Genomic DNA, 12791 nt, shown 5'->3' with positions numbered 1-12791 from the left:
TTAATGAGGTATATTATGAGTAGATTTATGTTGAATGAGTTACATAAGGAAATACTGCAAAGTCTAACAAAAAAAGATTTTTTGAAAAAAATTAATGTTTCAGAAGAAAAAATACAGTCTTCTATCATCAATAAAAAATTTGTTAATAACCTTCTTATACTTATTAACAAAAACCAATTATTATGCAGAGATGTACTGGATTTGTCTTTCGACATATTAAATAACGTTTGCAATGAGTCTCCTAAAGACTGGCTGTCATACATATTCCAATATACACTGCATAAATCATTTCCTGACGCAACAACGATCAAACTTTTTACAAAATACGAAAATGGCGCTCTCATATACCTGGAAATGCTGAAAACAATACTTCGACATGGGCATAACAGCGGCATGTTCGATAAATTTACTGATTTTAAATTTTTAAGTGAAGATGATATAAAAGATTTGCCAAACCAGGAGGAATATATCACCTTCCTTGATAAGTTTGAAAAAAATTATATATATGAACTTATGATGCTGGATCATGAGGTGAACGGATTCAACACGTTAAACCACGTTGCTGCTGTTCACTATGTTGCAATGCATATTGCCAGCCAGCTTAAGAAGGTGGGTTCGCATGTTAACCTGGGTCTTGTTTCAGGTGCTGCTGCAGGACATGATATAGGCAAGTACGGTTGTAAAGGATTGGAAAAAAGAAGGGTTGCGTATCTGCATTATTATTATACAGATCAATGGTTTACTAAGTACAATATGCCTAATATAGGCCTTATTGCAACAAACCATTCAACATGGGATCTTGAGCTGGAAAATCTGCCGTTAGAATCTCTTATTTTGATTTATGCCGATTTCAGAGTCAAAAATATGTCTACAAAGAATGGACCTGAAATGCACATTTATGATTTGAGTGAGTCATTCCAAATCATACTTGACAAGCTTGATAATGTGGATGAAAAAAAGGAAAAAAGATATCAAAGAGTTTATTCCAAGCTCAAAGATTTTGAAAATTATATAGTGCATGAAGGAATTAATATAGATTTCAAAACTGACGAACCTATGCCGTCTAAATTTGTTGACTATGCTCTTCTGGACGGGTATGAGGTTGTTGAAAACTTTAAGTACATGGCTATAGAGCACAATACTTCATTGATGAGCAAGCTAAACAATGAAGTTGTGTTCTCAAGTATGATAGAATCAGCAAGAAGCGAACAGAACTGGCAGAACTTAAGGGCATATCTGAATATATTGGAAGAGTACTACATATATCTTTCTCAAAAAGAGAAGCTGTTTACGCTAAGCTTCCTGTACGAAATGCTGGTGCACAGGGAAGGTGATATCAGGCGTCAGGTAGCAGGCCTTATGGGAAAAATAATTGTAACATACGATCCCGAGCATTCAAAAGAGCTGCCTGAGGATGTTAAAATTGAGTTTATTGAAGAGAATACAGGGTTATCAATATGGGATAAATACTTAGGTATATTTCTTGATCCTGGCTACAAGGTAACAGATAACCATAAGGAATGGATTGGATATTCATTGAGAGTTTTTGTCGACAGCGTTATTAACTCAAGCAGGAACAAGGATAAGAAAAGCTATCTTGAGATATTTATTAAAAAAATAAAAGAAATTAATGCAGACGAGGTTGCCAGATTCAATGTTTTAAATTCCTTATTGAGCATTCCGATTGACTTGTATGAGAAAGAGCAGTTGGAATTTGTGATTTCGTATTCACTTGATTCTGTTAATGATACTGCACAAAATATAAGTCTGATGGCGGTTCAGTTTTTTAACATGCTTGTAAACTATAAAAGCAGTGCTAAGGCATCATTAGATAAGCTGCGTGAATTTGCATTGCAAGTAAATGAGAATGACGGTTTGTGTATAAATTATTTAAAGGGCAGAATAGCAAAAAAACTAGATGCGCCTGATTATGTTTCGGATAAATACAATGAACTTATGAGCAGCAGTATATACAAAACCTCCGAACTGTTTCTGAATAACTTAAAAGCTGCTACACCTTGGAATGTAAAAACAATCAGCATTGATTTTATTATGGAAAACATAAAAAGTAAAAACGAAGTTACATTGCTTCAGACTGCAACGCACCTTGCCAATCTGGTAAAGGTAAGCGCTAAGGAATCCGTAAGAAATAAGGCTGGAAATTCTTTGGTTGAAATAGGACCGTTTTTATCAATAGAACAGAGAAATGAAATAGCGGTGGAGCTATTTAAAGGCCTTGAAATAGATGAACTTCAATATGCAAAGTACATTCCGGAATATCTGGGCAGGTTTATGATGCTTCTGCCTCCCAAAGAACTTGATGAATGCATTTTGGATTTGAATATAATTTACAAAGGAACTAATCCCCGTGTCAGTGTGCTGGTAATTAATACATTTGGCATAATATTACAGTATTACCCAGAGTACATAGATAGGTTTAAAGAAGATGAAGAATCGTATAATAAGAGACTTAAAAAAATGCTGGGTATTATTTTAAGCGGCCTTGCAAATTATAACACTCAAATAAAGCAGGAAACATTTTTTGTTATAGGGCAGAATGTGTTTGGGTCTAAGATCCTCAGCTTGAAAGAAAAGCACAAATTATTTTTGATTTTATACAAAAAACTTTTGACATTGATAAATGAAAAAGAGCTGGAAGATTTATTTTTCTTTAATAACTCATCATCATTTAATCATATATACAGGTTTATAAGTGATTATGAATTTTATTATAAAAATTTTGATATACATGTGAATGGGAACATTGCATTTTTCCCCGGTACCTTTGATCCTTTTTCATTGAGCCACAAAGGAATCGTAACAGCAATACGAAATCTTGGATATGAGGTATATTTATCGGTTGATGAATTCTCATGGTCTAAGAAAGTGCAGCCTAGGATGATAAGAAGACAGATAATTAACATGTCCATCGCCGACGAATTGGGAGTATTTTTGTTTCCAGACGATGTGCCTGTGAATCTGTCAAGTTCCAATGACTTAAAAGCCCTTAAAGGACTGTTCCCGAAAAAGGAAATATATATTGTTGTGGGTAGTGATGTCCTCCTAAATGCTACAGCATACAAGTCAAGACCTACAAAGCATTCAATACACAGTTTTAATCATATTGTGTTTAAACGCACTCAGGATGAAGTGCCTTCATCTGCCAAGAAGACTGAAGATGCTAAAAGCAGAATCAAAGGAACTATAGTTGATCTTCAGCTTCCAATGTATCTGGAAGATATAAGCTCAACTCAGATAAGAGATAACATAGATAATAACAGAGATATATCTAACTTAATAGATTCTCTGGCGCAGAGCTTTATTTATGACAGAAATCTCTATACAAGAGAGCCTTTAAATAAGGGTATCTTAAAATCTAAGCCGTTTACAATCGAGATAATAGATGATCTGAGCCAAAAAATTGTGGATGAAATAGGCCACTACATTTTCATGCATACGAGTTTATATGAAAATATCGGAGAACAGCTCATTTCCAAAAAAATTAAGCTTCTCGTTATAAGAGACAGCAAGAATTCAAATAAGCTTCTTGGATTCTCAGCGTTTCATAAAATTGCTTCATCAGAGGTATACGGTGAGTTTCAAAGTCAGTATATTGCAAATTATGTAAGAGAAAACACGGCAGGAAGAATAATTATAATAGATGGTATTTTTATGAATCCTAGCAAGATTTATAACAATATGGAACAGATAATACTGACTGAAACTCTTGCATACTGCTTGAAAAATGATTTTACTTATGCTCTCTATTACAACAATATGTCCAATACGAACTCGGACACCATAATAGATACATTAAAGCATCAGGGGTTCAAAAAAATTCATGATGAAGGTATGAATAAATCCGTATATGCTGTTGATATGAAATTTCCAATATGCCTGACACTGAACATGAAGAGCTTTTTAAAAGAATCTCTCAGCACAAATGAGAAGGTTCACGATGCTATCGAAGCTGCCAGAAAGAGGCTTCAAAAGTCACTGACTGAGCTTTACCCGGGATCCTTGGTTCTGTCCATTGACAATGACATGATTAACCAGACGCTTATAAACAAAATATGCAGCATAAATAATGTCAACAATGAAATGCAGATTCCCAGAGCGATAGGGGAAAATATGTGTGTTCCCTTCGGAAATATTTTAAAAGGGATGGTTGTTCCAAATACGGTTACAAAGTCTCTTCATACAGAGAAGGTATATTCAACGGATGCAATGACATTCAAGATAACTGAGTATCCTTTTTATTCACCTATAGAAATTCAGGTAAAAACCATAAAATCCTTTGAAAAACCAGTTATTTTGGTCGATGACCTACTTCACAAAGGATACAGAATAAAAGAATTGGATCCAATACTCAAAAGGTACAATGTAGATGTTAAAAAAATAATAGTCGGCATTATGTCGGGAAGAGGAAAGGACCTGATGGAAATTCAGGGAAGAGATTATGATTGTGCATACTTTATACCGAATTTGAGGATATGGTTTAACGAAAACCTTATGTATCCATTTTTAGGAGGAGACGGTATGTGGATGAATAATGAAAATATGCAGAATTTGATTCCATCCATAAATCTGATACTTCCGTATTATTCGCCAATGTATATAAGCAAGGCAACAAACGAATCGATTTATAATCTGTCAATGGTCTGCCTTGAAAATGCAAGATCGATTCTTTTGGCACTTGAAGCAGAGTATCAAGAGATGTATGAGAAAAAGCTTACCGTTAAAAGACTTGGAGAAGTTTTGATTTCGCCCAGACTTCCATACTTAGGTGAGAACATATATTACGACCTGAACAAGGAGGCTTCCGGCTTTATGGGCGGCAGCATCGAAAAACTTATAAAGCTTGAAAGGATTATTAAATAATGTTTTATTACAAATACAAGAACACGTACCTTTTTTCCCTTGAAGATAATTACAATTTTGAAAAACTGGAAAGTTTGCCGGATAATCTTAATGAGCTTTATTTTCTTTGCAACATTGATAAGAATAAATCTAAAAAATCTTATGCCGTGTCGCATACATCAGATATTTTCGCCATGGAAGAAAGCCTTGAAATGTTGAAGTTAACAGATAGATGCTATGATATAGACGATAAAATAACGAGGCTAATTGAGCAAAGAAAGATAAAAGCCGTAAATACCTCCTATAATGATTTTGAGGACTGCCTTTCAATGGAGTGTAACATAAAGAAGAAAGTAAATATATTGGCGCTTGGAGATGTGGGAAGCACGCTTCTTACGGGACTTAGACTGCTTGGCGGGAATTCCATAGGAAGCATAGGTATATTTGACAGAAGTCCGGATAAGATTAAAAGATGGGAATATGAAATGAATCAAACTTCCTATCCCTTTGATTTTTATTCATTTCCTGAAGTTCAGGGAATTTCAAAAGAGGAATTGTTTGACTGTGATATGTTTGTGTTCTGTGCTTCAAAGGGAGTTCCTCCAGTAGGGTCTGAAGGTATTGACGTAAGAATGGTTCAATTTGAGGAAAATAAAAAGCTTATAAAAGAATACGCGGTAATGGCTGCGAAAAAAAACTTTACAGGAATATTCGCTGTTGTGTCTGATCCTGTTGATCCTTTGTGCGCTTCTGTTCTCAAAGAAAGCGAAGGGAAACTTGCTCCTGAACAGATAAAGGGATACGGCCTTGGCGTCATGAATGCAAGAGCTGCCTATTATGCTAAAAAGGATGATAAATATTCATCTTATTTATCACATGGAAGAGCATTTGGACCTCATGGAAATGGTTTGGTTATTGCAAACAGCATAGATAGTTATGACAATAATCTCTCTGAGGAGCTTACGAAGCTTGCTGTTCAAGCAAATCTTCAGGTTCGTGAAACCGGGTTTAAGCCGTATATAGCACCTGCTCTGTCATCTGGTGCAATATCCATTGTGCTGACACTGGAGGGTAAATGGCATTACAGTTCCAACTACTTGGGGGGAGTATTTATGGGAGCTAAAAACAGAAATATTCCATCAGGGCTGGAAATAGAAAAAATTATAATGCCCAATAAATTGTTTAAGCGTCTTGAAAAAACATATAATGAATTGAAAAAATTTATTTGAACTGATGTTTGCATAACGGGGGTGAAGCAATGAGTAAATTAACTGTAATAATGCCAGGAGAAGTTTCGGAAAGACTTCGTAAAATGTACGAATATTCCACAAAAGGGTACGAGATTGAAATAATAAGAGAATCATGCGAAATTAATAATCTGAAAAATAAGAGAATATTATTTGCGGTAGATCTCGGAGATTCAGGAATAAATATTGAGCTGTTCAAAATCTTAAATAAAATTAAGCTGTCCGGGGATGATTTTATGCAAGATTCATTTGGAAGTGTTCTCATAAACAGCGGTAATGAGCTATATTCACGAGATGTTGCGCGCAAAATAATACTGTACTGTAATCTGGCTGGATGTATGTTCCCGGGAAGGCCGCTTTCGGAAGCTACAGGCTCTCTAAAAAACTTCAGTACCCAGAAAAAAAGAATACCAGGTATGAATCTTGAAGAAATATGCTTCAGTGACAGCAGAAATGTTGTAGAAAGATTAATTGATTTCAAGGTAACAAAAATATCAGATCCTAAAATACTTACGCTTCATGCAAGCAATTACAGAACCTCAAATACGCTGTCTCTATGGAATAAAGTTAAAAAAAATCTAACAGGTTACAACATTAAAGAGATACATATAGAAAACGGGTCTGTGAGAGACTGCAAGGGTTGCCCGTACAAGGCCTGCAAGCACTATTCACAGAGCACTAACTGCTTTTATGGAGGAGTAATGGTTGAAGAAGTGTATCCTGCTATACTTGATTGCGATATTCTCATAATGTTGTGTCCTAATTACAATGATTCCATAAGCGCCAATTTGTCAGCTGTAATTAACAGGCTCACTTCTTTGTTCAGGAAAACTAAATTTTATGACAAATATGTATATTCAGTTATAGTTTCAGGTTTCAGCGGAAGCGATATAATAGCACAGCAGCTCATAAGTTCGCTTAATATAAACAAGACTTTTATGCTGCCGCCGAAATTTGCTCTGATGGAGACAGCAAATGATTTCGGAGCTATTGATAAAATAGAAAATATAGACCATAAAGCTAAGAGGTTTGCTGAAAACATAAAGAGCTGTGTTAGTAAAAAAAATTAACCTGGCTGCTGTCAGGTTAATTTAGCTTATAAAAAGCCCGCCTGTTTCGTTACTGTACAAGGCGGTCAATAATCATTTGTTCAGTTCAAACACGCCTACGGCTTTGCTCATATCAGAAGAAGTTATCTTCAAGCTGGTGATTTCAGCTGTAAATGGAGAAAAACTTTCCCAAAGGATTGAAAGTATCTTCTGTTCCTGACCTGGATCAATCGAAGCTATTGACATATGAGGTGTCCAGCTGTTTTGCTTCAGAGAGAACAAGCATCCTTTATCAGTACAACATTCATCGTATCTTTTGTGTATGTTTGAGTGAAGCTCAAGTAGATTCCAGCTTGAGCAGGGGGCCAAAAAGCATAAGCGAGCATCTGTGAAAAAACCAAAATGGTTTAAGTGGATTTTAATGCTTTTCTGTTGCTTTGCAATTTTATCAATCCACTGTAGCAGATCCTCATCATTTAATTCTGTATATATGCCGAATGTTATGTGCGGCTCGTATTCATCAGTAGCTATACCATGCATTTTTAGCTTGTCTTTTATTCGGTGCACTTCTTGGTTTGCCTGATTATCAAATGTGCCCATGACACATAGAGTTCGTAGCTGATCCATAATACCCCCTCATTATTTTAATTACAGAGTTTTTAGTAAATTATACTATCAGAAATAAATCTTGTCAAATTACGTCCAAATAAAAGCAGCTCCAAGTATCAAACTATATGTGCTATTTTTAACAAAAAAAGCTGCACTTTTATTGGTTATTACCAACAAAAATACAACTTTTAGCTTGGTCGGGATGACAAGATTCGAACTTGCGGCCCCAAACACCCCATGCTTGTGCGCTACCAAACTGCGCTACATCCCGGTTACACTACTATTATAAACAAAAAACTGTATTTTGTAAAGAAAGATTTAATAAAATAATACAAAATTATTTCTTGCAATTTAAAGTGCATTCTGATAGAGTTTAAATATCTATCAATATAATTGATAAAATAATATTAAGGATGTAAATATTATGAATGATAATGAATTATTCGACTGTGGATGCGGCGAAGATGAAGGCTGCGGATGCGGATGCGGCTGTGAACACGAACATGAAGAAGAAATAATGACTATTACCCTCGAAGACGGCACAGAAATGGAATGTGCCATTATTGCCATATTCCCTGTTGGAGAAAAAGATTACATAGCTCTTTTACCGCTTGAAAATCAGGAAGACGGTGAAGTATTCTTATATGGCTTTGAAGAACATGAAGACGGCTCTTTTGAACTTCTTAGTATTGAATCAGACGAAGAATACGAGAAAGTTACGACAGCGTTTGATGAAATACTGGACGAAGCTGAAATTGACGAGTTGCTAGATGATGAGGATGAAGAATAAATAATATAAAACACAATATAAAACACAATATAAAACACAATATAAAACACATAAAAAAAGACAGCCTGAGCTGTCTTTTATATTGTAATTATTGGTTCTTTAGAATAACATCATGAGCTCCGCCCTCAGAAATTGAGGTAGCAGAAACAATTGTGAGTTTTCCGTTCTTTTGCAGTTCCTTAATTGATTTTGCACCGCAGTTACACATTGTGCTTTTTACTTTATGGATTGTTGAACCCAACCCATCATCAAGTTTGCCGGCATAAGGCACATATGAATCTACGCCTTCCTCAAATTGAAGGCCAGCTTTTCCACCAAGATCATATCTTGCCCAGTTTCTTGCCCTGTTTGAGCCTTCACCCCAATATTCCTTTACATAACCGTTGCCATACTTGATTTTGGTAGTTGGACTTTCGTCAAAACCGGCAAAATATCTTCCAAGCATTACGAAGTCAGCGCCCATAGCCAGTGCCAGCGTTATGTGGTAATCTAGCACAATACCACCGTCAGAACATATGGGTACGTAAATTCCAGTATTTTCATAATATTTATCTCGTGCCTTTGCAACATCCAGTACTGAAGAAGCCTGGCCTCTTCCTATGCCCTTCTGTTCTCTTGTTATGCAGATGGATCCTCCACCTATACCTATTTTAACAAAATCTGCTCCCGCATCAGCAAGGTAATTAAAGCCTTCTTCTTCAACGACATTACCTGCTCCTACTTTGACCTTGTCACCGTACTTTCCTTTAATCCATTTTATGGTGTCGTGCTGCCATTCGCTGAATCCCTCAGAAGAATCTATGCACAATATGTCGGCTCCTGCTTCAACAAGCGCTGGGACTCTGTCTTTGTAATCTCTAGAATTGATTCCTGCACCAACAATGTATCTTTTCTGTTTATCAAGCAATGATCGGGGATTTTCCTTATCCTCAGAGTAGTCTTTTCTGAAAACCATGTATACAAGGTTAAAATCGTCATCAATTATGGGTAGAGCATTTAACTTATGCTGCCAGATAATATCATTTGCTTCTGAAAGGGTGATGCCCTCGTGGCCCACTATAAGAGATTCAGCAGGAGTCATAAATTCCTTTGTTTTTTTATCAAGAGGGTCTCTTGTAATTCTGTAGTCTCTGCTGGTTACGATTCCCAAAAGTTTTCCATCTGAGGAACCATCCTCAGTAATTGCCATGGTTGAATGTCCTGTTCTTTTTTTAAGTTCAAGAACATCCTTTAGGGTATCCTCAGGTGTCAGATTTGAGTCACTTATAACAAAGCCAGCTTTGTATTTTTTTACCTTGCGTATCATCTCTGCCTGGCTTTCAATTGACTGAGAGCAATATATAAAAGATATTCCTCCATTTTTTGCAAGTGCTATTGCCATGTTATTGTCGGAAACAGACTGCATAATTGCCGATGAAAAAGGAACATTCAATTTTAATTCCGGTTCATCGCCTTTTTTATATCTACATATAGGTGTGCTTAAATCCACATTTTCAACAATACAATCCTTTGTGGTTAAACTTGGTAAAAGCAAATATTCTCCAAACGTTCTGGAAGGCTCGTTGATAATTCTTGCCATTATTGTTTCTCCTTTTCATATGTAATCCATAAACAAAATTAATAATTATTCTTGAGGTTATCACAACAAGATTGTATTGTCAATATTATATTTTTTTAGAAATCGTTTGTATTGTGCAATCAACAGATATCAGAAGAATGCAAGTGGCGAATCGTAATTATTATACTTTAAGTATTGACATATATAGATTATCTATATATAATTTGTATAGATAATCTATATAAAGGAGGATCAAGTAAATATGTCTGGTAATAAAAACTTGCTGTCGGGAAGTACATCAATGCTCTTGTTAAGGCTACTGGAAGATAAGGACATGTATGGATATGAAATGATTGAAGAACTTGAAAAAAGATCAAATAATATATTCTCATTAAAAGCAGGTACACTATATCCACTTTTGCATAACCTTGAGAAACAAGAATTGATAAGTTCCTATATAGAAAATGCTGACAGTTCTAGAGTAAGAAAATATTACAGTATTACAATTAAAGGAATAGGTGTTCTCAGAGAAAAAAAAGAAGAATGGGATGCTTATGCATTTGCCATTAATCAAGTTTTGCAAGGGGGTGCGAATATTGCAACAATCTAATATTACCGAATACGTAAAGACTGTTTGTGAACAAGTAAGATGGAAAAAGGCTCATGATTTGATTTCGGAAGAAATAAAAGATCATATAGTTGATCAAAAAAATGCATTTATAAATAGCGGTTTAGATGATAAAACTGCAACGGAAAAAGCAATTATTGAAATGGGTGATCCGGTACTGATTGGAACAGAATTTGACCGATCATACAGACCAAAAGTTGAGTGGAGTATTGTTATTTTAACATGTATTATGGTATTTATGGGATTTTTAGTTAGATACTTTGTAATTTACAATTCTGCCGAAAACATAAATATATCTATATCTAAGGATATTTTAAGTATTATAATTGGATTTGCATTTATGACTACAGCATATTTTTTAGATTTTACTATAATCGGAAAACATCCTAAGAAAATTTTTTTTGGACTGATAGTTTTAGTTATAGTAACTTTTACGAATAATAATCCTTACTTTTCACCAACAACTTTTTCGTTTATACTTCTATTTTTCCCAACGATTTTTGCAGGAATTATACATAAAATGAGAAACAAAAGCTATCTGGGAATAATACAAATGGGCATATTTTTTTTCATACCTGCTGTTATTTGTTTAAATGCAAGGACTATTTCAAGCATTATAATTTATTCAATTTCATGCCTTATGTTGTTGACAGCAGCGATTTTAAATGGCTGGGTTAATGTAAAAAAATCAAACGCACTTTCTCTTGTCTATGGAGTTGTTGCATTGGTATCTACAACTTCTATGCTTGTAATAATTTCAACGAGATCTTACATGTTCCATAGGCTTCAAGGGGCTTTTAATCCTTCCCTTGAACCACAAACTTCAGGATGGCTGACAATTTTTGTGCGCAATAGAATTTCTGGTGCAAAGCTTTTTGGACAAGGTTCTTTAGGTGAATATGCAGGAGTTACTTTGCCTAGTAAACATAGTGATCTTTTACTAACATATTTAATACATAAAGTAGGCTGGGTTTCATTTATTGTTGTAACGATGATTGTTATAATATTTATTATTCGTTTATTTAAGCTTTGCAAGAAACAAAAAAGTGTTTTGGCAAAATTGGTATCAACTTCTATATTAATTACATTTACAATGCAAGTTTTTGTATATGTTATTTATAATTTAGGATTTCAACTGTTATCCCCACTTACTTTGCCGTTTTTTTCATACGGGTCAGCATCAATTGTAATAAATATGATATTAATAGGAATATTGCTTTCAGTATTTAATACAGGGGATTTATACTATGATGATAAACCTAAACATGCACTAAACAAAAATAAGTTATTCGAATATTCAGAAGGCAAGATTACTATTGATTTGAATACTAAATTAAAAAAGAATTTGGAGGTAAATAATGAACAATAATGAAATACATAATGAAATTCTGCGAATAGTCCGTGATAAATTAAAGTGTTCTGCTCATAACCTGGACCATGTTATGAGGGTATACAACCTATGCCTGATGCTTGCCGAACATGAAAAAAATGTAGATTTGGATGTTCTTGTTCCCTCGGCACTGCTTCATGATATTGCAAGAGTTGATGAGATAGAGGATAAAACGGGAAAAACGGATCATGCTGTCTTAGGGAGCAAATTGGCCGGCGATATATTGAAAAATATGGACTATGATAAAGAAAAAGTTGAGAAAATTAAACATTGCATATTAGCACACAGGTATAGAACAGGAAATAAACCTATTACGATAGAAGCTAAAATACTATTTGACGCAGATAAGATTGACGCAATAGGAGCTGTAGGCATTGCTCGAGCTTTTATGTTATCTGGCCAAAGCGGGCAAGGGTTAGCATTAAGCGATTCAATTGACGATTATCTTTCATCAAACACTGCAGAAAACGGGAGGATTAAGAATTGGTCAAAACACTCGGCATTAATTGAATATGAATTTAAGCTAAAAAAGATTCCTGATAAATTATATACTGATAAGGCAAAAGAAATAAGCAAAGAAAGAATGAAATTTATGGATGAGTTTTTTAAAAAACTAAAATTAGAATTAGAAGGCAAGTAAAAAGCTTTATAGATGTCGGT

9 protein-coding genes and 1 tRNA gene are annotated in these 12791 nt (G+C 34.8%); 7 read left to right on the top strand and 3 right to left on the bottom strand.

Annotated elements, in window-relative coordinates; genetic code table 11:
- The first annotated feature begins 15 nt into the window (after positions 1 to 15).
- The 3 genes from ACS3UD_RS08185 to ACS3UD_RS08175 are packed head-to-tail and all read left to right on the top strand — an operon-like array spanning position 16 to position 7177.
- Positions 16 to 4881, top strand: a complete 4866-nt coding sequence (locus ACS3UD_RS08185) for a cytidyltransferase (RefSeq protein ID WP_308136947.1) — start codon at positions 16 to 18, stop codon at positions 4879 to 4881.
- Complete coding sequence (locus tag ACS3UD_RS08180; RefSeq protein ID WP_308136948.1) at positions 4881 to 6089, top strand: lactate dehydrogenase; 1209 nt, start codon at positions 4881 to 4883, stop codon at positions 6087 to 6089. The genes ACS3UD_RS08185 and ACS3UD_RS08180 overlap by 1 nt, the downstream gene beginning before the upstream one ends.
- A gap of 29 nt (positions 6090 to 6118) precedes the next feature.
- A complete protein-coding gene (locus ACS3UD_RS08175; protein ID WP_308136949.1) occupies positions 6119 to 7177 on the top strand; it encodes a flavodoxin family protein in 1059 nt (352 codons plus the stop codon).
- A 72-nt stretch (positions 7178 to 7249) separates the two neighbouring features.
- On the opposite strand, the gene ACS3UD_RS08170 is transcribed toward ACS3UD_RS08175, so the two are convergent.
- Together ACS3UD_RS08170 and ACS3UD_RS08165 are read right to left on the bottom strand one after the other, a co-directional pair.
- Positions 7250 to 7783, bottom strand: coding sequence for a 2'-5' RNA ligase family protein (locus tag ACS3UD_RS08170; protein WP_308136950.1), 534 nt, complete (start codon positions 7781 to 7783; stop codon positions 7250 to 7252).
- Between the two features lie 176 nt (positions 7784 to 7959).
- Positions 7960 to 8036: transfer RNA gene (locus ACS3UD_RS08165), tRNA-Pro, on the bottom strand.
- 153 nt (positions 8037 to 8189) lie between these two features.
- Between ACS3UD_RS08165 and ACS3UD_RS08160 the strand changes: the two genes are divergently transcribed.
- Complete coding sequence (locus ACS3UD_RS08160; RefSeq protein ID WP_308136951.1) at positions 8190 to 8555, top strand: DUF1292 domain-containing protein; 366 nt, start codon at positions 8190 to 8192, stop codon at positions 8553 to 8555.
- A gap of 88 nt (positions 8556 to 8643) precedes the next feature.
- On the opposite strand, the gene ACS3UD_RS08155 is transcribed toward ACS3UD_RS08160, so the two are convergent.
- The gene (locus tag ACS3UD_RS08155) at positions 8644 to 10134 is read right to left on the bottom strand and encodes an IMP dehydrogenase (RefSeq protein ID WP_308136952.1); all 1491 of its coding nucleotides are present in this window, start codon (positions 10132 to 10134) and stop codon (positions 8644 to 8646) included.
- Between the two features lie 241 nt (positions 10135 to 10375).
- Between ACS3UD_RS08155 and ACS3UD_RS08150 the strand changes: the two genes are divergently transcribed.
- From ACS3UD_RS08150 to ACS3UD_RS08140, 3 genes are read left to right on the top strand one after another with little or no spacing between them, the layout of a single operon-like run.
- Positions 10376 to 10723 carry a PadR family transcriptional regulator gene (locus ACS3UD_RS08150; protein WP_213927000.1) on the top strand — a complete coding sequence of 116 codons (348 nt, stop codon included), beginning with the start codon at positions 10376 to 10378 and terminating at the stop codon, positions 10721 to 10723.
- Positions 10710 to 12110 carry an FtsW/RodA/SpoVE family cell cycle protein gene (locus tag ACS3UD_RS08145; RefSeq protein ID WP_308136953.1) on the top strand — a complete coding sequence of 467 codons (1401 nt, stop codon included), beginning with the start codon at positions 10710 to 10712 and terminating at the stop codon, positions 12108 to 12110. Before ACS3UD_RS08150 ends, ACS3UD_RS08145 begins: the two co-directional genes overlap by 14 nt.
- Positions 12100 to 12771: an HD domain-containing protein gene (locus tag ACS3UD_RS08140; protein WP_308136954.1), complete on the top strand. Its 672-nt coding sequence runs from the start codon at positions 12100 to 12102 to the stop codon at positions 12769 to 12771. Before ACS3UD_RS08145 ends, ACS3UD_RS08140 begins: the two co-directional genes overlap by 11 nt.
- Positions 12772 to 12791 lie beyond the last annotated feature (20 nt).

The organism is Sedimentibacter sp. LTW-03 (genome assembly GCF_052059825.1).
Taxonomy (GTDB): Bacteria; Bacillota; Clostridia; order Tissierellales; family Sedimentibacteraceae; genus Sedimentibacter.
The sequence above is the reverse complement of the archived record's forward strand: the minus strand, read 5'-3'. Positions and strand labels throughout refer to the sequence as shown.

Excerpts from the sequence above, each read along its gene's own strand:
- ACS3UD_RS08185 (WP_308136947.1), top strand. The coding sequence starts at position 16 with ATGAGTAGATTTATGTTGAATGAGTTACATAAGGAAATACTGCAAAGT.
- ACS3UD_RS08180 (WP_308136948.1), top strand. The coding sequence starts at position 4,881 with ATGTTTTATTACAAATACAAGAACACGTACCTTTTTTCCCTTGAAGAT.
- ACS3UD_RS08175 (WP_308136949.1), top strand. The coding sequence starts at position 6,119 with ATGAGTAAATTAACTGTAATAATGCCAGGAGAAGTTTCGGAAAGACTT.
- ACS3UD_RS08170 (WP_308136950.1), bottom strand. The coding sequence starts at position 7,783 with ATGGATCAGCTACGAACTCTATGTGTCATGGGCACATTTGATAATCAG.
- ACS3UD_RS08160 (WP_308136951.1), top strand. The coding sequence starts at position 8,190 with ATGAATGATAATGAATTATTCGACTGTGGATGCGGCGAAGATGAAGGC.
- ACS3UD_RS08155 (WP_308136952.1), bottom strand. The coding sequence starts at position 10,134 with ATGGCAAGAATTATCAACGAGCCTTCCAGAACGTTTGGAGAATATTTG.
- ACS3UD_RS08150 (WP_213927000.1), top strand. The coding sequence starts at position 10,376 with ATGTCTGGTAATAAAAACTTGCTGTCGGGAAGTACATCAATGCTCTTG.
- ACS3UD_RS08140 (WP_308136954.1), top strand. The coding sequence starts at position 12,100 with ATGAACAATAATGAAATACATAATGAAATTCTGCGAATAGTCCGTGAT.